At 66.3% G+C, this 18,673-nt stretch carries 18 protein-coding genes; 15 read left to right on the plus strand and 3 right to left on the minus strand.

Annotated elements, in window-relative coordinates:
• Positions 1 to 39 precede the first annotated feature (39 nt).
• A complete protein-coding gene (locus AC3FJ6_RS12115) occupies positions 40 to 513 on the plus strand; it encodes a polyhydroxyalkanoate granule-associated phasin (RefSeq protein ID WP_488772080.1) in 474 nt (157 codons plus the stop codon).
• 169 nt (positions 514 to 682) lie between these two features.
• Entirely contained in the window at positions 683 to 1,078 is a 396-nt protein-coding gene (locus AC3FJ6_RS12120) for a hypothetical protein (protein ID WP_488772081.1), read from the plus strand.
• A 185-nt stretch (positions 1,079 to 1,263) separates the two neighbouring features.
• Here the strand turns inward: AC3FJ6_RS12120 and acnB are convergent, their stop codons facing one another.
• Positions 1,264 to 3,855, minus strand: a complete 2,592-nt coding sequence (acnB, locus tag AC3FJ6_RS12125) for a bifunctional aconitate hydratase 2/2-methylisocitrate dehydratase (protein WP_488772082.1) — start codon at positions 3,853 to 3,855, stop codon at positions 1,264 to 1,266.
• 486 nt (positions 3,856 to 4,341) lie between these two features.
• Here acnB and fliL point away from each other — a divergent pair, with 486 nt between their 5' ends.
• From fliL to fliR, 7 genes are all read left to right on the plus strand, one after another.
• Positions 4,342 to 4,830 carry a flagellar basal body-associated protein FliL gene (gene fliL / locus AC3FJ6_RS12130; protein ID WP_488772083.1) on the plus strand — a complete coding sequence of 163 codons (489 nt, stop codon included), beginning with the start codon at positions 4,342 to 4,344 and terminating at the stop codon, positions 4,828 to 4,830.
• 149 nt (positions 4,831 to 4,979) lie between these two features.
• The gene (gene fliM, locus AC3FJ6_RS12135; RefSeq protein ID WP_153945858.1) at positions 4,980 to 5,990 is read left to right on the plus strand and encodes a flagellar motor switch protein FliM; all 1,011 of its coding nucleotides are present in this window, start codon (positions 4,980 to 4,982) and stop codon (positions 5,988 to 5,990) included.
• Positions 5,983 to 6,450 (plus strand): flagellar motor switch protein FliN, encoded by a 468-nt coding sequence (gene fliN, locus AC3FJ6_RS12140; protein WP_488772085.1) that lies wholly within the window; start codon positions 5,983 to 5,985, stop codon positions 6,448 to 6,450. The genes fliM and fliN overlap by 8 nt, the downstream gene beginning before the upstream one ends.
• Positions 6,447 to 6,980, plus strand: coding sequence for a flagellar biosynthetic protein FliO (fliO, locus tag AC3FJ6_RS12145; RefSeq protein ID WP_488772086.1), 534 nt, complete (start codon positions 6,447 to 6,449; stop codon positions 6,978 to 6,980). The genes fliN and fliO overlap by 4 nt, the downstream gene beginning before the upstream one ends.
• Positions 6,977 to 7,786: a flagellar type III secretion system pore protein FliP gene (gene fliP, locus AC3FJ6_RS12150; protein WP_488772087.1), complete on the plus strand. Its 810-nt coding sequence runs from the start codon at positions 6,977 to 6,979 to the stop codon at positions 7,784 to 7,786. The genes fliO and fliP overlap by 4 nt, the downstream gene beginning before the upstream one ends.
• A gap of 12 nt (positions 7,787 to 7,798) precedes the next feature.
• Positions 7,799 to 8,068, plus strand: coding sequence for a flagellar biosynthesis protein FliQ (gene fliQ / locus AC3FJ6_RS12155; RefSeq protein ID WP_061958832.1), 270 nt, complete (start codon positions 7,799 to 7,801; stop codon positions 8,066 to 8,068).
• 33 nt (positions 8,069 to 8,101) lie between these two features.
• Positions 8,102 to 8,887 carry a flagellar biosynthetic protein FliR gene (gene fliR / locus AC3FJ6_RS12160; protein WP_488772088.1) on the plus strand — a complete coding sequence of 262 codons (786 nt, stop codon included), beginning with the start codon at positions 8,102 to 8,104 and terminating at the stop codon, positions 8,885 to 8,887.
• A gap of 21 nt (positions 8,888 to 8,908) precedes the next feature.
• On the opposite strand, the gene blaOXA is transcribed toward fliR, so the two are convergent.
• The gene (gene blaOXA, locus AC3FJ6_RS12165) at positions 8,909 to 9,733 is read right to left on the minus strand and encodes an OXA-1206 family carbapenem-hydrolyzing class D beta-lactamase (RefSeq protein WP_488772090.1); all 825 of its coding nucleotides are present in this window, start codon (positions 9,731 to 9,733) and stop codon (positions 8,909 to 8,911) included.
• Positions 9,734 to 9,877: 144 nt separating this feature from the next.
• Between blaOXA and AC3FJ6_RS12170 the strand changes: the two genes are divergently transcribed.
• The 3 genes from AC3FJ6_RS12170 to AC3FJ6_RS12180 all read left to right on the plus strand — a co-directional run bounded on the left by AC3FJ6_RS12170 (position 9,878) and on the right by AC3FJ6_RS12180 (position 14,473).
• A complete protein-coding gene (locus AC3FJ6_RS12170; RefSeq protein ID WP_488772091.1) occupies positions 9,878 to 11,563 on the plus strand; it encodes a hypothetical protein in 1,686 nt (561 codons plus the stop codon).
• A gap of 82 nt (positions 11,564 to 11,645) precedes the next feature.
• Positions 11,646 to 13,154 carry a metallophosphoesterase family protein gene (locus AC3FJ6_RS12175; protein ID WP_488772092.1) on the plus strand — a complete coding sequence of 503 codons (1,509 nt, stop codon included), beginning with the start codon at positions 11,646 to 11,648 and terminating at the stop codon, positions 13,152 to 13,154.
• 44 nt (positions 13,155 to 13,198) lie between these two features.
• A complete protein-coding gene (locus AC3FJ6_RS12180; RefSeq protein WP_488772375.1) occupies positions 13,199 to 14,473 on the plus strand; it encodes a cytochrome-c peroxidase in 1,275 nt (424 codons plus the stop codon).
• Here AC3FJ6_RS12180 and AC3FJ6_RS12185 read toward each other — a convergent pair.
• A complete protein-coding gene (locus AC3FJ6_RS12185; RefSeq protein WP_488772093.1) occupies positions 14,434 to 16,068 on the minus strand; it encodes a methyl-accepting chemotaxis protein in 1,635 nt (544 codons plus the stop codon). The genes AC3FJ6_RS12180 and AC3FJ6_RS12185 overlap by 40 nt on opposite strands.
• 355 nt (positions 16,069 to 16,423) lie before the next feature.
• On the opposite strand from AC3FJ6_RS12185, the gene AC3FJ6_RS12190 reads away from it, so the two are divergent.
• The 3 genes from AC3FJ6_RS12190 (at position 16,424) to AC3FJ6_RS12200 (ending at position 18,665) form a co-directional block, all read left to right on the plus strand.
• Positions 16,424 to 17,626, plus strand: a complete 1,203-nt coding sequence (locus AC3FJ6_RS12190; protein WP_488772095.1) for an NnrS family protein — start codon at positions 16,424 to 16,426, stop codon at positions 17,624 to 17,626.
• A gap of 139 nt (positions 17,627 to 17,765) precedes the next feature.
• Positions 17,766 to 18,206, plus strand: coding sequence for a nuclear transport factor 2 family protein (locus tag AC3FJ6_RS12195; protein WP_488772096.1), 441 nt, complete (start codon positions 17,766 to 17,768; stop codon positions 18,204 to 18,206).
• Between the two features lie 261 nt (positions 18,207 to 18,467).
• A complete protein-coding gene (locus AC3FJ6_RS12200; RefSeq protein WP_488772097.1) occupies positions 18,468 to 18,665 on the plus strand; it encodes a hypothetical protein in 198 nt (65 codons plus the stop codon).
• Positions 18,666 to 18,673 lie beyond the last annotated feature (8 nt).

Here is an 18,673-nt window from a genome sequence, read left to right on the forward strand (position 1 = left end):
ACGCGTTTTTCACCGGTTTCCAACCTGGAGTTTTCCAGCATGCAAAGCCAACCTACGAACCCCTGGGCCAACTGGCCGTTCCAGCCGTTCGCTTTTCCGCCTGCCTTCCAGCCGTTTGCGATGTTCGACAACAAGCTGCTGGAAAACTGGCAAAAGATGATGGGCCTGAATGCCGACTTCTCGCGGTCGATCGTGGAGGAAACCCAGTTCGACTGGGCCTCATGCTTCATGCCGCAAGATCCCGAGGAACTCTACGCGCGGCAGTGGACCAGCCAGATGCCGCTGATGTCGATCCCGCTGCACTACGCCAACGCCATGCTGGAGCTGGGCGCGGCCACCCAGCGTGCCTGGATGGATGCCTTGGGCCACTGGCTCGGCGTTCCGGTGCTGCTGCCGGCCATCCCGGTGATGCCCGACATCGCGGCCGTGGCCACCGCCAAGGGGGACGTGGTCGATGTGCCGGCCGTGCATGTGCGCGAGACGGCGCGCGAGCGCAAGGGCAATTCCCACTGACGAACACCGTGCCGGCGCTGGCATGGCCTGCCGTCGGCATGTTCCAGCGGCAAGGTCTATCCTTGCAAATGACAGCAATCTCAGACTTGCGTCATGCCGCCTGCCCGATGGCTTGATGGGCGCACTCGGGCGGGCCCTTGAATCGCGCCCCCAATCTGGCGAGGCTCCCATGAGCAAGACACTTCTTTCCAGCCTGATCGTCGCCGCGGCAGCCGTGGCCATGGCTCCACTTGCGCACGCGCAGACCAAGCAGTTCGATCCGTATTCGCAGGGCGCCAAGGCCGGCAAGGCCGACCCGTACACCGACGGCGCCAAGGGCAAGCCCGATCCCTACACCGATGGCGCCAAGGCCGGCAAGTTCGACCCCTATACCGAAGGCGCGAACAAGTCGACCCGCAGCGACCTGGCCCCGTCGGCCAAGGCCGATCCGTACACTGACGGCGCCAAGTCGGACAAGTACAACCCGTACACCGACGGCGCGCGCGTAGGCAAACCCGATCCGTACACCGACGGCGCCAAGACCGGCAATCCAGACCCCTATACCGACGGGGCGAAGTCCAAGTAACGCTGGTCCAGCACGGTCGATCCCGCCCATTCACCCGCTGCGGCCGCAGGGCCGTGCCGGACGTTCGGCTTTCCGGTCGGCAATAAAAAACCCCGCACGCGCTTGCACGCGGGCGGGGTTCATCAATCATCAGGCCGTTTCGCCGCCAGGCTGCCACTGCAACTGCCGTGGCGGAGAAACGTGCGTCAGATTGTCACGGTATCGGCCACTTCCTTGAAGTCTTCGATCTGGTCGAAGTTCATGTACTTGTAGATCTTGTCGCCATTGGCGTTCAGCACGCCCATGTCGGCCATGTACTCTTCCTTGTTCGGGATACGGCCAAGGCGCGAGCAGATGGCGGCCAGTTCGGCGGAGCCAAGGTACACGTTGGTGTTCTTGCCCAGACGGTTCGGGAAGTTACGCGTCGAGGTCGACATCACCGTGGCGCCTTCGCGCACCTGTGCCTGGTTGCCCATGCACAGCGAGCAGCCCGGCATTTCGGTACGCGCACCGGCCGTGCCGAACACGCCGTAGTGGCCTTCCTCGGTCAGCTGCTTCTGATCCATCTTGGTCGGCGGGGCGACCCACAGCTTCACGGGGATGTCGCGCTTGCCTTCCAGCAGCTTCGACGCGGCACGGAAGTGGCCGATGTTGGTCATGCACGAACCGATGAACACTTCGTCGATCTTGGCGCCAGCCACGTCCGACAGCGTCTTCACGTCGTCCGGATCGTTCGGGCAGGCCACGATCGGCTCGTGCACGTCGGCCAGGTCGATTTCGATCACGGCAGCGTACTCGGCGTCGGCGTCCGGAGCCAGCAGCTTCGGATCGGCCAGCCATGCTTCCATGGCCTTGATACGGCGCTGCAGGCTGCGCGGGTCCTGGTAGCCTTCGGCGATCATCCACTTCAGCAGCGTGATGTTGCTGTTGATGTATTCGATGATCGGTTCCTTGTTCAGGCGCACGGTGCAGCCGGCTGCCGAACGCTCTGCCGAGGCGTCCGACAGTTCGAAGGCCTGTTCCACCTTCAGGTCGGGCAGACCTTCGATTTCGAGGATACGGCCCGAGAAAATGTTCTGCTTGCCTTGCTTGGCCACGGTCAGCAGGCCCTGCTTGATCGCGTACAGCGGAATGGCGTTGACCAGGTCGCGCAGCGTCACGCCGGGCTGCATCTTGCCCTTGAAGCGGACCAGCACCGATTCCGGCATGTCCAGCGGCATCACGCCGGTGGCGGCGGCAAAGGCCACCAGACCCGAACCGGCCGGGAAGCTGATGCCGATCGGGAAGCGGGTGTGCGAATCGCCGCCAGTGCCGACGGTGTCGGGCAGCAGCATGCGGTTCAGCCACGAGTGGATCACGCCGTCGCCCGGGCGCAGCGAGATGCCGCCACGGGTGCTGATGAATTGCGGCAGCGTGTGGTGCGTCTTCACGTCAACCGGCTTCGGATACGCGGCGGTGTGGCAGAACGACTGCATCACCAGGTCGGCCGAGAAGCCCAGGCAGGCCAGATCCTTCAGCTCGTCGCGCGTCATCGGGCCGGTGGTGTCCTGCGAGCCCACCGAAGTCATCTTCGGTTCGCAGTACGTGCCCGGGCGGATGCCCTTGCCTTCGGCCAGGCCACAGGCGCGGCCAACCATCTTCTGGGCCAGCGTGAAACCGCGGCCAGTGTCGACCGGGTTCTGCGGCAGGCGGAACAGCGTCGACGGGGCCAGGCCCAGCGCCTCGCGGGCCTTGGCGGTCAGGCCACGGCCGATGATCAGCGGAATGCGGCCGCCGGCGCGCACTTCGTCGAACAGCACATCCGACTTGACCTTGAATTCGGCGATCACGGCGCCGTTCTTCAGGGCCTTGCCTTCGTACGGGCGCAGTTCCACGACGTCGCCCATTTCCATCTGCGACACGTCGAGTTCGATCGGCAGCGCGCCGGCATCTTCCATCGTGTTGTAGAAGATCGGGGCGATCTTGCTGCCCAGGCACACGCCGCCGAAACGCTTGTTCGGCACGAAGGGGATGTCTTCGCCCGTGAACCACAGCACCGAGTTGGTGGCCGACTTGCGGCTGGAACCCGTACCGACCACGTCACCGACGTAGGCCACCAGGTTGCCCTTGTCCTTGAGCGATTCGATGAATGCCACCGGGCCGCGCTTGCCGTCTTCTTCCGGCTGGAACGCTGCGCCTTCGCGCTTGTTCTTCAGCATGGCCAGCGCGTGCATCGGGATGTCCGGGCGCGTGGTGGCATCGGGGGCCGGCGACAGGTCGTCGGTGTTGGTCTCGCCCGGCACCTTGAACACGGTGATCGTCAGCGATTGCGGCAGTTCCGGGCGGCTCGTGAACCACTCGGCGTCGGCCCAGCTCTGCAGCACGGCCTTTGCGTGGGCGTTGCCCTTGTCGGCCTTTTCCTTCACGTCGTGGAAGGCGTCGAACATCAGCAGCGTCTTCTTCAGCGCGTCGGCGGCCACGGCGCCCACTTCGGCGTCGTCCAGCAGTTCGATCAGCGGCGAGATGTTGTAGCCGCCCAGCATCGTGCCGAGCAGTTCGGTGGCGCGGGCGCGCGAGATCAGTGCGGTCTTTTCCGAACCCAGGGCCACGGCGGCCAGGTACGAAGCCTTGACCTTGGCAGCGTCGTCCACGCCAGCCGGCACGCGGTACGTAATCAGGTCCACCAGGGTCTGCTCTTCACCCGCCGGCGGGTTCTTGATCAGTTCGATCAGCTCGGCCGTCTGCTTGGCGGTCAGCGGCAGAGGAGGAATGCCAAGCGCAGCGCGTTCGGCGACATGGGCGCGATAGGTATCAAGCATGGGAACCTGCTGTTAATAGGGTTGTAACGGGTACTGCCTTGTCTCTTGTGGGCCGGCGGCGCAATACCGCCAGCGGCCGCGTGATTGTAATCCGAAGTCCGCCGGAGATCAAATGTCTTATATCTTATATAAGAGTTAAATTGGCGGAAACACGATACGACAAGGCTTCGCGGGCGAAGGAATGTTGCAAAGCTGCAGATGAGAACGGTTCCGGCAGCAGGCAAGGCCGCAGGGCAGCGTCGGACCAAAAGCGGCTCATGGATTACTTTTACATCACGATTCGCGGGATTCCCGACATGCACGTCTTAAGTTCCGCGCCCCGTTATCGTTAACCAGCGTAGCAGGCGCAAATGGCGCGCCAATGCGCCCCTGCGCCCGATGCCCGCTGGCTCAAACGGCCAAGCTAAGCGGGTTTCCCCCTTTTTATCGGCCCTTTGCTTACCTGCGATTCAGGAAGAATGGCAGGCATTCCGACACAGGCATCTCATGGCGAACACGCTTTCCCCCTCCCAGACTGGCGGCACTTCGAGCAAGCGCGGCCGACTGCTGCTGATTGGCGGCGGCGTGCTGGTAGTGGTGCTGGCTGCTGGCGGCTTTTTCCTTGGCAGCATCCTCAGCAGCAATCACCAGCCGGCAGCTCCGGCTGCCCCGGTGGTGCCGCCGCCGATCTTCGTGCCGCTGGATGCGTTCACCGTCAACCTCAAGAGCGATGACGGCGACCGCTTCCTGCACACCGGCCTGTCGCTGAAGGTGGCGGATGCCGACACCCAGGGACGTCTGGCGCAGTATCAGCCGGAAGCACGCAGCCGCATCCTGCTGCTGCTCTCGGCACGCCAGCCGGCCGATCTGGCCACGGTGGAAGGCAAGCGCAAGCTGGCCCAGGACATCCAGGCGGCGATCAGCCAGCCGTTTGCCCCGGGTCTGCCGCCGCAGAAGATCCTGGATGTCTTGTTTACTTCGTTCGTGGTGCAGTAACACTGCTGTCCGCACCGCGAACCCTGAGCCAAACCGATAGATATGAAACTGCCCGCCGAACTTCTTTCCTGCCGTCGCGTGACGCGCGACGTCTGAAGCCGGACATGGACCGTTTCATCCTCACAGCCGTTCACGGGGCAGGACACTAGATGGCCTACGACAAGTTCCTCTCGCAGGACGAGGTAGACGAACTACTGAAAGGCGTATCCGGCGAAGCCGATACGCCAGCGGCCAGCGCACCGGTCGTCGAAGAAGGCGGTGTGCGGCCGTACAACCTGGCCAACCAGGAACGTATCGTCCGCGGCCGCCTGCACACGCTCGAAATCATCAACGAGCGTTTTGCCCGGGCACTGCGTACCGCGCTGTTCAACTTCATCCGCCGCGGCGCCGACATCTCGGTCGGCACGGTCAGGATCGAGAAGTACGGCGATTTCGTGCGCAACCTGCCGGTGCCGACCAACCTGAACCTGGTTCACATGAAGCCGCTGCGGGGCACCGCACTGTTCGTGTACGACCCGAACCTGGTGTTCCTGGTGGTCGACAACCTGTTCGGCGGCGACGGACGCTTCCACACCCGCGTGGAAGGCCGCGACTTTACCCAGACCGAGCAGCGCATCATCCGCCGTATGCTGGACCTGACGCTGAACAGCTACAGCCAGGCCTGGCGCACCGTGCATCCGATCGAGTTCGACTATGTCCGCTCCGAGATGCACACCAAGTTCGCCAACGTGGCCGGCCCGAACGATGCCGTGGTCACCACGGCGTTCCACATCGAACTGGGCGCCGTGGGCGGGCAACTGCATATCTGTATCCCCTTCTCGATGATCGAGCCGCTGCGCGATCTGCTGATGAATCCGCTGCAGGACGAAGTCGAGGTGGACAAACGCTGGCTGGGCCAGCTTTCCAACCAGCTGCGTGCCGCCGAAGTGGAACTGGTGGCCGAATTCGCGCACCTGCGCAGCACCGTGGCCGAGGTTCTGGCCATGCGTGAAGGCGACGTGCTGCCGATCGAATTGCCGGAGAAGATCTTCGGCAAGGTTGACGGCGTGCCCGTCATGCAGTGCGGTTTCGGCACGATGAACGGCCAGTACGCACTGCGCGTGGAACGAATGATCAATTACCAAGACAGCGATCCCAACAAGGAAACCGATCATGACTGACGGCACTCAGGACAAGCCGGTCGATCCGATGGACGATTGGGCCAGCGCCCTGGCGGAGCAGACCAGCGTCGAACAGGCTGCGCCCGCTGCCGAAGCGGCCACTACCACGGCACCGGCGGCCTCGGCCATGGCGACCGCCGCGCCCGCGGCTTCCACCGTATTCCCGCCCCTGGCACAGGAGGCACCGAGCGGCTTCCACAACGATATCGGGATGATCCTCGATATCCCCGTGCAACTGACCGTGGAACTGGGCCGCACCAAGGTGCCCATCAAGAACCTGCTGCAACTGGCGCAGGGCTCGGTGGTGGAACTCGACGGCCTGGCCGGCGAACCGATGGACGTACTCGTGAACGGCTACCTGATCGCCCAGGGCGAAGTGGTGGTGGTGAACGACAAGTTCGGCATTCGCCTGACGGACATCATCACGCCGTCCGAACGTATCCGGAAGCTCAACAAATGACAGCCGCCTCGCGCCGGTCCGCAGTTGCCGCGCGCATTGCCTCGGGCATCGTCCTCACGGGCCTTGCCGCGACCGGCGCGCAGGCCGCTGATGCCGTGCGCGGCACCGCCCCGGCGGGCTACCCCGCCAGCAGTGCCGCCGCCAGCCACGCGTTCGCCAGCAACGCGCCGGCGATCAGCAGCAGCGGCAGCCTGGCCCAGGCGGGCCTGGGCCTCTTCGCGGTCATCGCGCTGATCCTGGGCATGGCCTGGGTCGCGCGCCGCACCGGCCTGGTGCGCCACGGCGCCGGCAACGCATCGATCAAGGTCGTGAACAGCCTGGCGCTGGGCACGCGCCAGAAGGTTGTGACCGTGGAAGTGGGCGATACCTGGCTCGTGCTCGGTGTCTCGCCCAACGAAATCCGCCCGCTCCATACGCTTCCGGCACAGCCGGACAGCGGCGCGCCCACCGGCTCGCCGCCGACCCCGCCCATGCAGGGCGGCTTCGGCGAACGCCTGATGCGCGCCATGCAGGAAAACCTCAAGAAATGAAATCGCCGCGTGCCGCCGCTGTCCAGCGGCTACCCGTGAAGCCCTTCGTGCGTCCGTCGCGCGTGGCGGCCGCCCTGCTGGCCCTGCTGCCGCTGGCGCTGTGGCTCGCACCCGACGCCGCGCTGGCGCAGTCGCTGCCGGGCGTCACCAGCCGCGCCGCCGCCGGTGGCGGCCAGGTCTGGTCGCTGTCGATCCAGACGCTGGTCCTGCTCACGTCGCTGTCGTTCCTGCCGGCGGCCATGCTGATGATGACGGGCTTCACGCGCATCATCATCGTGCTGGGCCTGCTGCGCAACGCGCTGGGCACGGCGTCGTCGCCGCCCAACCAGGTGCTGGTGGGCCTGTCGCTGTTCCTGACGTTCTTCGTCATGTCGCCGGTGCTCGACAAGGTCTACGCCGACGCCTACAAGCCGCTGTCCGAAAACCGCATCAGCCTGGAGGCCGCCGCGGAGCGCGCCGCGGTGCCGGTACGTGCCTTCATGCTGCGCCAGACGCGCGAGAAAGACCTGGCGCTGTTCGCCCAGATGGCCAAGACGCCCGAAATGCAGAGCCCGGACGACGTGCCGTTCTCGGTGCTGGTGCCGGCCTTCGTCACAAGCGAGCTGAAGACCGCGTTCCAGATCGGCTTCACGATCTTCATTCCGTTCCTGATCATCGACCTCGTCGTGGCCAGCGTGCTGATGGCGATGGGGATGATGATGGTGCCACCCGCCACCATTTCGCTGCCGTTCAAGCTGATGCTGTTCGTGCTGGTCGATGGCTGGCAACTGCTGCTGGGGTCCCTGGCGCAGAGCTTCATGAATTGACGGGAGCTTGAGATGACACCCGAGATGGTCATGACGATCGCCACGCAGGCGATGAAGATGACGCTGATGCTGTCCGCCCCGCTGCTGCTGGTGGCGCTGGCCGCCGGTCTGGTGGTGAGCCTGTTCCAGGCCGCCACGCAGATCAATGAAATGACGCTGACGTTCATTCCGAAGCTGGTCGCGCTGTTCGTGACGATGGTGCTGGTCGGCCCGTGGATGATCAACACGTTCGTCGACTACATGCGCGAAGTGTTCCAGGGCATCCCCGCCCTGGCGCACTGATCCTCCCCCGCTTCCCCGCAGGACCCAGGCACCGTGTTCGAGGTCACCACCGACCAGATGTACGGGTGGATCGCCGCCTTTCTCTGGCCGATGTTCCGGCTGATGGCGTTGATCTCGACCGCGCCCCTGTTCAGCGAGTCCACCATTCCGCGCCGCGCGAAGATCCTGCTGGCGGCCGCGCTGGCCACGATCGTGTCGCCCACGATCGGGCACATTCCCACGGCACCGATCTATTCGTACGAAGGCCTGCTGGTCGTCATGAACGAGGTGGGCATTGGCGTGGCCATGGGCTTCTCGATGCGGCTGATCTTTGCCGCCGTGCAGATGGCCGGTGAAATCATCGGCCTGCAGATGGGCCTGTCGTTCGCGGCGTTCTACGACCGGTCGTCGGGCGGGCAGACGATGGTGCTGTCGCGCTTTCTCAATATCGTGGCCACGCTGATGTTCCTGTCGCTGGACGGCCACCTGATGATGCTGGCCGCCCTGGTGGACAGCTTCCAGGGCGTGCCGATTGCCGGCGTGCCGCTGTCCGGGCACGGGTGGGGCGTGGTGGCGCGTGCAGGATCGATGGTCTTTTCCTCCAGCATGCTGCTGGCGCTGCCGATGATTGCCGCGCTGCTGACGCTGAACCTGGCCATGGGTATCCTGAACCGCGCGTCGCCGCAGCTGTCGATCTTCGCGGTCGGCTTCCCGGTGACCCTGCTCGGCGGCATGCTGGTGATGTCGCTGTGCATGCCGGAGATGGGCGTCTACATGCAGCACCTGGTCGACACCGGCCTGCAGACCGCTGCCCAGGTACTCGATCAGCTGGCGCCCTGATCCCCGGCCGGCGCTACGCCGTCAAGGCAGCGCGCCCACCTGCTTGAGCACCGCGCGGGCAATCTCCTGCCGCTTTGCGCCCACCTCGGGGCGCGGCATGTCCAGGTTCATCGCGAACACATAGGTATCGTCGCCGCGCGTGACCCAGCCGACCCACCAGCCCACATCGACCTTGCCCGATGTGGCCCAGCCGGTCTTGGCGCGCAGCGTGTAGGCCGGCGTGCTTTCGATGGTCAGGATATCGTCGAGCGCCGCGAAGCTGTGCTCCGAGATCAGCGGCACCTTGTGCGCGGCGGCGTTGCCAAGGAAATCGATCTGCTGGTACGTAGTGATCTGCAGGCGGCCGTTAAGCCAGAAGCGGTCCACCGGGCCATCGACATCGGCGTTGCCGAATTTGGCGGCGCGCAGGTACTTGCGGTACTGCGCGGCCCCCACCCGGCGCGCGAGCGCCTGGTAGGCCGGCACGCAGGAGTTCTTCAGTGCCACGCGCAGCGCCACGTCGCCATTGCAGACTTCCGGCAGGATCGGCTTGCCATGGTGCATCCACACCTTGCCGTCCCACGGCAGCTTGTCGTTGTCGACGTCGGCCACGGCGCCGGTCTCCAGGCCGATCAGCGAATTGAAGATCTTGAAGGTCGATGCCGGCGAATACGGGGTGGCCGCGCGCCTGGGGTTGTAGGTCAGCATGCGCTGCTGGCGCACGTCGTAGACCACCATGGTGCCATCCACGCCGGCGGCATCGAACAGCGGCTTGGCATCGAGGGGGACTTCGGCGGCCTGCACGGTCATGGCTGCGCAGGCCAGCCAGAGGGGCATCATTAAAAATCGGGCAAGTCTGTTTCGCATATCAACACGCTATAAGTTTTGTGGTTATCGGGGTTGTCGTCATGCAGACGGTTGGCAATCCAGGCCCGGATCGTGCTGCGGAGCATAGGCGCAGTCCTGCAGGCCGCCAACCGGCGCAGCTGTAACACGCGTAACATGGCGGCCATGCCCGCCCCCGCACCCTCCCGCTCCATCGTCGCCATCGATCTTTCCGGTCCTTACCGGGTGGGTGAACACGCCGCGCGCTACCAGTCGGTCTGGTTGCTCGCGCGAATCTGGCTGGCCGCCTCGCGCGATCGCGAAGACCTGGGCGCGGCCACCGTGCGCGCCCGCTTTGCCGATGCCGCCAACGTGCGCATGATCGTCTCGCGCGCGTTCGGGGACTTCGCCCTGTGGGGTGTGCCGGTGGGCTGGGGCCACGACAAGGCCATCGGCATTTCCGCATTGCGCACCGACGGCCGCAGCCGGGGGCCGTTCTGGATGTCCGCCGCCACGGCGGAACGGCTGCGCTTCACGGCGCACGGCAAGCCGCTGGGCACCGCAGGCGTGGCGCGCTGGCTGGGGCAGTCACCGGCCGGCGATACCACGCCGGCCGCCGAGGCCAGCGGCGAAGGGCTGCAATACGTGATGCGCGACATGGCGTTCTGGCGCCATCTGACGCAGGCGATGCGCGGCGCGCAGGATGGCTTCGCGGGCGTGCTCGACCACGGCGTGGCCGAGTCGTTCCGGGCCGCGCAGCGCACCGCGGCCGACGACTTCCAGCAGGCGCTGTCGCTACTCAAGGAAAGCCTGGCCTGGCGCCGCAGCGATCGGCTGGACAAGAGCCGCGCGGCATTGCGCCGCTTCGAGCGGATCGTGGTGGCCGGCGGCGTCAACGCGGCGCTGCCCACGTTCGCGGCCATGGCGCATGTGGTGCGTGCCTGGGAACACTACGCGCGGGGCGAACTCGACGCGGCGCAGCGCGAACTGGCGCGGCTGTCGGGCGATGCCGAGCTGCGTCCCGTCGTCCGCTATAACCCGCGCATCCGGTTCGAGACGCTGAACCTGGAAGCCCTCATTCACAAGAGCATCGCGCTGCGGCCGGAAGCACCCAGTGGACCCGCCAGGCCGGATCGGGCCGGGCCAGCAACGGCACAGGCCGGTGCGTCGCAGCGCCAGGACGCCGCCCGTCAGGCGCTCGACGCCTTCGCCGGCGCATTGCAGGCGGCCTACGAGGCCGACTCGGTCGATGCGGTACAGCATGCGGCAGCCAATATCGGCTGGTCGCTATGGCTGTTCTGGCGCTATCGGCTGGTCGATGTGGCGCGCGAGATGGCGCCGGAGGATGTCCAGCGGCAGGCCATGCGCTGGCTGGGCCTGTCGGAATGGATCTGCGACCGTTTCGGGGTCGGCGGTGGGTCCGCGTGGAACACGATCTTCCTGCTACGCGTGGCGCGGGGCAGTGTCAGTGACGGCGCGCCGGCGTCGCTGGCCGCGTTCCGCGCCTTGCAGCCTCTGACGATGGCGGCGGCCATCGACGCCCTGCGACCGTTTCACGCGCCGTTTGCGCCAGCCAAGGGCTTTGTGCGCTGGTCGTCCGTGGCGGCGTTCGCGCTGGAGGAACACGACACCGGCCACGTCTGCTACAACGCGCTGCAGCTGGCTAACCTCCTGCTGGAACTGGCCTGGTACCTGACCCACGAGCAGGGCGCCTCCGCGCAGGCGTACGGCGCCATCGAGCGGCTGGCCACGCAACTCGGTGCACTGCGTGCGGCCGAGCGCGGCTTCTTCCATTCGGAGATACGCGGCTTCCCGCCCGAACTGCGCGCGGCTGCCGCAGAGGCCGCCGCGCGCGCCAGGCGCTCGCACTGAGCGTCCGGGCCGGCGGCGCGGGCGTCATATTTCTTTCACACCACGCAGGTACGGTGTCGCCCCACACAGGGGAGAAACCAGAATGCGCGCACAAAAGACCTTCGGCTTCGTGGCCGGCGTGGCGGCGCTCGCTACCGTGGCGGCTTTGCACGGCTGCGGCAGCGACGACAACAACAGCAATGGCGGCACCAACAATCCGCCGGCGGCCACACCCACGCCCGATGCGGCCACGGTCACCGCCAACATCCAGGCCGCGTGGGTCGAGATCGGCGACGGCAACCAGGCCATTGCCCGCGTGGTGACCAGCTATACGGCGCCGAGCGGCGCCGCCGCGAATGCGCAGTGCCCGCTGCTGACCGTCGATGGCACCGCGGCACGCATGGCGTTGCGCGTGGGCCCGGCCACCGTGCCGCTGCGCACCACGGCCAGCGCGGCAGCCGACTCGAAGCCGTCCGAATTCCCCGTTTCCGTCTGCGAAGCCACGCTGCCAGCCACCGCCACCAGCGCCGCCATCGGCACGCAGGCGCTGCCGCTGCCGAAGGCCACGCCGCAACGTATCGTGGTGCTGGCCGACACCGGCTGCCGCCTGAAGAAGGCCGACAACGCCTGGCAGGCCTGTACCGACACCGAAGCGTGGCCGCTGGCGTCGCTGGCTGCGACGGCGGCGGGGTTCAATCCTGACCTCGTGCTGCACATCGGCGACTACCACTACCGCGAGAACGCCTGCCCGCCCGACATCGCCGGCTGCCAGGGCAGCCCATGGGGCTATGGCTGGGACACGTGGCAGGCCGACCTGTTCAAGCCCGCCGCGCCGTTGCTGGCCAAGGCACCCTGGGTGGTCGTGCGCGGCAACCACGAGGAATGCGCGCGCGCCGGCCAGGGCTGGGCCCGCTTTCTGGATACCCGCCCCTACGATGCAACGCGCTCGTGCGACGATCCGGCCAATGACGCCATCGCCAACTACGCCGACCCGTATGCGGTGTCGCTGGGCGGTGGCTCGCAGGTAATCGTGTTCGACTCGGCCAAGGCCGGCAAGACCGCACTGGCAACCAGCGATCCGCAGTTCATTGCCTACCAGAAACAGTTCCAGACCGTGGCGACACTGGCCGCGAAGACGGGCATGACCACCACGATCTTCACCAACCACCACCCGATCCTGGGCTTCGCCCCGGTTGCCGGCGCAAATCCGGCGCCAGGCAACCTGGCGCTGCAATCGGTGATGTCGAACCTGAATGCGCAGGCGTACTACCCGCCCGGTATCCAGCTGGCGTTGCATGGCCACGTGCATGACTTCCAGGCCATCAACTTCGCGTCGGCGCATCCGGCGACGATCGTCTCGGGCAACGGCGGCGACAACCTGGATGTGGCCCTGCCCGATCCGCTGCCCGCCGGCAGTGTCCCCGCACCCGGCACGACGATCGACCGCATCACCCATCACGCAAGCTTCGGCTTCCTGGTGATGGACCGTCATGCATCGCCGGCCACGGGCTGGCAGTTCAAGGCCTACACCAAGGCCGGCAAGCTGCTGGCCACCTGCGACCAGACCGGCAGCACGCTTGCCTGCGACAAGACCGGCTTCCTGACGCCCTGATGCGGCATCCGTTTCGCAGAAATGGCGTGCCCGCCGCCCGTGCGATGCTGCTGGCATGGGCGCTGGCATCGCCCGTGCTGGCCGCGGAAACGGTGCTGCTGCCGGGTGCGCCTCCCGCCACGGTGGTGGCCACCATCGGCAGCGGCACACCCAAGGTCGCCGCCAAGGTGGACGCCACCGTTGCCGTGTTCCGTCCGGACCCGGCACTGGTGACGCTGGGCCGCCGCGCGTTCTTCGATGCGCGCCTGTCAATGCCGCGCGGCCAGTCGTGCGCCAGTTGCCATGATCCCGCCCGCGCGTTCTCGGCCACGCTGCCCGCCAATACGCCGGGCGTGACGCAAGGCAGCCGCCCCGGTCATTTCAGCCTGCGCAACCCGCCTTCGCTGCTGTACGTCCGCTACGTGCCACGCCGGCATTTCTACCAGGACGACGATGCTCCCGCCGCCTCGCCGTTCGGCGGGCTGTTCGCCGATGGCCGCGCCGATACCCTTGCCGAGCAGGTGCGCGGGCCGTTGCTGGACCCCAACGAGATGAACAACGGCACGCCTGCCGGCCTGCTTCGCAATGTCAACGGCACCGACCTCGCACCCGCCCTCGCCGCACAGTTCGGCCCCGATGTGCGCCGCGACCCGGAGGCGCTGCTGCGCGCGCTGGGCGCCGCGCTGCAGGCCTACATGCAGAGCGACGAGATGGCGCCGTTCACGTCGCGCTTCGATGACTACCTGCGCCGCCGCACGCCACTCACCGTTCAGGAAACCCGTGGGCTGGCGCTGTTCAAGAATCCTGACAAGGGCAATTGCATGAGCTGCCACACGCTGTCCGATACGGCGAGCCGCCCCGAACGTTCGCTGTTCACCGACTTCGGCTACGACGCGATTGCCGTGCCACGCAATCGCGCGCTGCCCGCCAACCGCGATCCAAAGCATTTCGACAACGGCCTGTGCGACACCGCGCGGCGCCTGCGCTGGCCCGAGCCCACGCAGTGGTGTGGCTATCTGCGTACGCCGGGCCTGCGCAACGTGGCGGTGCGCCAGCGTTTCATGCACAACGGCGTGTTCACCACGCTGCGCGACGCCGTGGCGTTCTACAACACACGCTCGATCGATCCGGGCAAGTGGTACCGCGGCGGCAAGGTCTTCGACGACGTTCCCGCCGCCTACCGCGACAACATCAACGTGAACTCGCCGCCGATGAACCGCAAGCCGGGCATGCCGGCCGCACTCACCGACGGCGAGATCGATGACATCGTGGCGTTCCTGCGCACCCTGACCGATGCCGCTTACGTGAACGCGATGCCGCCCGTCGAGGCCAGGCGCTGACCTGCCGCCTGGGCTGCCTGGCCGCGCTGACCGCCGTTGCCCGGCAGCTTGAAGAAGGCCACGGCATCGGTCAGCATCTTGCCCTGCTCTTCGAGGGATTTCGACGCAACGGCCGCTTCATGCACCAGCGACGCGTTCTGCTGCGTCACCTGATCGATCTGCACGATGGCCTGGTTCACCTGCTCGATGCCACGGTTCTGCTCGGCCGACGCCGCCGCGATTTCGCCGACGATATGGGTCACGCTCGCCACGGCCTGGGTGACTTCGACCATGGTCTGGCCGGCCTCGCTGGCCAGCGTCGAACCGGCCCGCACCTGCGCCACCGAGGCGTCGATCAGTTCCTTGATCTCCTTGGCGGCGTTCGATGAGCGCTGCGCCAGACTGCGCACCTCGCTGGCCACCACCGCGAAGCCACGACCCTGTTCGCCCGCGCGCGCAGCCTCCACCGCCGCGTTCAGCGCCAGGATATTGGTCTGGAACGCGATGCTCTCGATGATGCCGGTGATGTCAGCGATCTTCGACGAACTGGCGCTGATGCCCTCCATCGTATCGACCACGAGCCCCACCCTGCCGCTGCCCTGCTGCGCCACTGCGGCGGCATTGCGCGCCAGTTCGCTGGCCTGCCGGGCGTTGTCGGTGTTGTGGCGTACCGTGGCGGTCAGTTCTTCGATGCTTGCCGCCGTTTCCTCCAGCGACGCCGCCTGCTGTTCGGTACGGCTGGACAGGTCCATGTTGCCGCTGGCGATCTCGCCGGTGGCAATCGCGATACTGCCGCTGCTTTCGCGCACGCGCACGACCGTTTCGGCCAGCCGGTCGTTCATGTCGCGCAGCGCGGCCAGCAGGCGGCCCGGCTCGTCCTGGGAATCCACCTCGATCCGCATGCCGACCTCGCCCCGGGCCACCGTGCGCGCCACCTCGACCGCGCGCTGGATCGGGCCGGTAATGGCCCGCGTCAGCAGCAGCCCGCCGAAGATGCCGAACGCCACGGCGGCAATCGCCACCACGATCAGGAACGCGCGTTGCCGCGCGTAGTCGTCGTCGAGGTTGCGGATCATCTCCTCCTGGCGCTCGCGCGTGAAATCCGCGTAGTCGCGCGTGGCCTTGACCAGCGCGGCCAGCAGCGGCCGGCATTCAGCGTTCATCTTGGCAATCGCGGCGTCCTTCTTGCCGTCTAGCGCCAGTCCGACGATGTCGGTCGCCACGGGACCGTAGCGCGATTCGATGCGGTCGATCTCGGACACCAGGCTGCGCGCGCCTTCGCTGACCCCCTCGGCCATGACCATCTGCTTGAGCTTTCCAAGGCGCGCACCCACATCGTCGTGGGCCTTGAGCACCTCGGCCTTTTCGGTGTCCAGAGCGGCCTGCGTGGTCACCAGCACCAGGTTACGCGCGGCAATGGCCCGACGGTCCACGGCGGTGCGCACCTGGGAGGCCACTTCGGCCCGGGCATTGAGCCCGTTGATATAGGCGGCAAAGCTCTCGGTAGACCGGCTCAGCGCACGGAGCGACAACCCGGACACCACCAGCACGACGAGCGCCAGCGTGCCAAACCCCGCCAGGAGCTTGGTCTTGATCGAAAGATCCCTGAATTTCACGGTGCTTCTCCCTCTTTTCCCGATTCAGCGGCCCAACGTCAGGCCAAAACACGATTGGAGCCACGGCGTGCGCCATGACCGACATCGCTGAGAGAACCCGTTCTAGTGGTATTGGCGGGCGTCGTTGCGCGCCGCTCTGATCAATGTCTGCTTTGTGTGGCTAACGGGTAGACATGGCTTCGATTTACCCCTACGCGAGGAGGGGTTGAGGGTAAATCGCCTCGGTGTTTTCACTTACGCAACGGATTTCATGCAGCGCCGCCTCAATAAATTGCATTTCATATGCATCTTTCCTAGAATCGATTCCGTCACACCGCACGTTCCTGCACGTCATCATCCCTTCGCGCTTCTCACCATGTCCGTCCTGCTGCAGATCTCCCCACCTTCGCGCGCGCCCGCCTATCGCGGCCTGCCCATCCTGGCGCTCGGCTTCCGTCCCTTCTACCTGCTGGCCGCGGCATTCGGCGCGATGGCCATGGCGGCCTGGGTGGCGATGTATCTGGGCTGGTGGATACCAGCCACGCAGCCGTGGCTGGGCAGCATGGCGTGGCACGCCCACGAGATGGTGTTCGGGTTCTCGGGCGCCGTCGTCGTGGGCTTTCTCTTTACGGCGGGCAAGAACTGGACTGGCCTGCAAACCCCGCAGGGCGCCTGGCTCGGTGCGCTGGCCGGCGTATGGCTGCTGGCCCGCGTGCTGATGTGGACCGGGCCGGCCTGGGCGGCCATTGCGGCCGATGTGGCCTTCCTTCCCCTATGCAGCCTGAGCTTCTACAGCATCCTGCGCCGGGCCAGGAGCCAGCGAAACTACGGGCTGGCGATCGCGCTGGGCATCATGGGCGCGCTCAATATCGGGTTTCACGGCGCCCTTCAGGCAGGCCGCATCGACTGGGCACTGCATGCGGCCGAAGCGGCCACCGGTCTGGTGGCGATTTTCGTGACCGTGATCGGCGGGCGCGTGATTCCGATGTTCACCGCCAATGCGATTCCCGGCGTGCGCATCCGCCGCTGGCAGACGGTGGAACGCGGCGTGGTCGCGCTGACCCTGCTGGCCACGGTTGCCGCCACACTGCAGGCGCCCGCGTGGCTGACCGGCATGCTGGCACTGGCAGCGGCGGTTGCCCATGGCGTCCGCCTGCATGGCTGGGATTCGCATCGCACACTTCGCAGGCCCATTGTCAGCATCCTGCACGTCGCCTACGCGTTCCTGCCGATCGGCTTCGTCCTGATCGCCGCTGCCGCCGCCGGCTGGCTCGACCGCTCCACGGCGCTGCATGCCCTGACCGTCGGCGTGATCGGCTGCGCCATCATCGCGATGGTCACGCGCACCGCCCTTGGCCATACCGGCCGCCGGCTTGAAACTGGCCGCATGGAACACCTTGCCTATCTGTTTATGGTGCTGGCTGCCGTGATACGGGCGGCTGGCCCGCTTTGGCTGCCAGAACTGAAGCCACAGGCCATCGCGCTATCCGGCGCGCTGTGGGTGCTGTCCCTGGTCCTGTACCTCGTGAAATACACCCCCTTCCTGGCCCGTCCGCGCCTGGATGGCAAGGAGGGCTGACCCGCTGTCTCCCGGCCGCATGTCACGCGTTGCGGTTCTGCCCCGCTGTGATACGATGACGTATAACTGCTCGCGACGACATTCCACGCGGCGGTTGCCATCGACCCACCCAGGCACAACAGAACAAATGGGAGACATCATGCGTAGATTCACCGCGGCGCTCGGCGCCGCCATCTTGCTGGGCATCGCCGCCACGCCGGCCGTGGCGCAATCGTCCGACCAGGCCGTCACCGCCGCCGCCGAAAAGCTGCGCGTGGCCATGGTTGATCCGGACCAGGCCACCCTGTCAGGCCTGGTGGCCGATTCGCTGAGCTACGGCCACTCCGGCGGCCGCATCGACACCAAGACCAGCTTTATCGGCGACCTGCTCGACAAGAAGTCGGACTTCGTCAGCATCACCATTACCGACCAGACCGTGCATGTGTCAGGCGACGTCGCGGTAATCCGCCATACGCTGTCCGGCGAGACGCTCGACAGCGGCAAGCAGGGAACCGTGCTGCTCAAGGTGCTACAGGTATGGCAAAAGCAAGGCGGGCAGTGGAAGCTGATTGCGCGCCAGGCGGTGAAGGCGGCTGCCTGAGCGACGCTACCTGTCTGGAAGTCCGGGCATTGATAGGATGTCTGACATCCTCCGATAGAGTTTAGATAGCAGGGAAAGGGGCGCACCCGGCAAGGGGTAGCGCCCTTTTTCCGTCCGCGCCGGCGTGCAAATGCGCACAACGCCGCAGCATCCGTGCGTCAGAGGACTTCCTGTACCATGTGGGCACGCATCCTTATGCATCGCTGCCACGCCGGGCGGTGCGCTCGCCGCACACTTCGGGACCATCGGATCATCACCCGCGTGACTGAACACTCGACCCCATCCAGCCCTGCCTCACCATCGCCCACTTTGCGTGACGTGCTGGCCGCACTGCGCGCCGCCACGTCGGCCAGCGTGCGCGAGCCGGCAGAGATCGCGCACGCTGGCGCGGGGGCGCAGCGGGCGTTCAACGATCTGCTGGCTCGTGTTGCCGCGCACGCCGAATCCGGCGCGTGGTAGCCGCGCGA

This window comes from Cupriavidus sp. 94F1 (assembly GCF_057798875.1).

Coding starts and splice junctions, on each gene's coding strand:
- AC3FJ6_RS12115 (WP_488772080.1), top strand. CDS start 40: ATGCAAAGCCAACCTACGAACCCCTGGGCCAACTGGCCGTTCCAGCCG.
- AC3FJ6_RS12120 (WP_488772081.1), top strand. CDS start 683: ATGAGCAAGACACTTCTTTCCAGCCTGATCGTCGCCGCGGCAGCCGTG.
- acnB (WP_488772082.1), bottom strand. CDS start 3,855: ATGCTTGATACCTATCGCGCCCATGTCGCCGAACGCGCTGCGCTTGGC.
- fliL (WP_488772083.1), top strand. CDS start 4,342: ATGGCGAACACGCTTTCCCCCTCCCAGACTGGCGGCACTTCGAGCAAG.
- fliM (WP_153945858.1), top strand. CDS start 4,980: ATGGCCTACGACAAGTTCCTCTCGCAGGACGAGGTAGACGAACTACTG.
- fliN (WP_488772085.1), top strand. CDS start 5,983: ATGACTGACGGCACTCAGGACAAGCCGGTCGATCCGATGGACGATTGG.
- fliO (WP_488772086.1), top strand. CDS start 6,447: ATGACAGCCGCCTCGCGCCGGTCCGCAGTTGCCGCGCGCATTGCCTCG.
- fliP (WP_488772087.1), top strand. CDS start 6,977: ATGAAATCGCCGCGTGCCGCCGCTGTCCAGCGGCTACCCGTGAAGCCC.
- fliQ (WP_061958832.1), top strand. CDS start 7,799: ATGACACCCGAGATGGTCATGACGATCGCCACGCAGGCGATGAAGATG.
- blaOXA (WP_488772090.1), bottom strand. CDS start 9,733: ATGCGAAACAGACTTGCCCGATTTTTAATGATGCCCCTCTGGCTGGCC.
- AC3FJ6_RS12170 (WP_488772091.1), top strand. CDS start 9,878: ATGCCCGCCCCCGCACCCTCCCGCTCCATCGTCGCCATCGATCTTTCC.
- AC3FJ6_RS12175 (WP_488772092.1), top strand. CDS start 11,646: ATGCGCGCACAAAAGACCTTCGGCTTCGTGGCCGGCGTGGCGGCGCTC.
- AC3FJ6_RS12180 (WP_488772375.1), top strand. CDS start 13,199: ATGCTGCTGGCATGGGCGCTGGCATCGCCCGTGCTGGCCGCGGAAACG.
- AC3FJ6_RS12190 (WP_488772095.1), top strand. CDS start 16,424: ATGTCCGTCCTGCTGCAGATCTCCCCACCTTCGCGCGCGCCCGCCTAT.
- AC3FJ6_RS12195 (WP_488772096.1), top strand. CDS start 17,766: ATGCGTAGATTCACCGCGGCGCTCGGCGCCGCCATCTTGCTGGGCATC.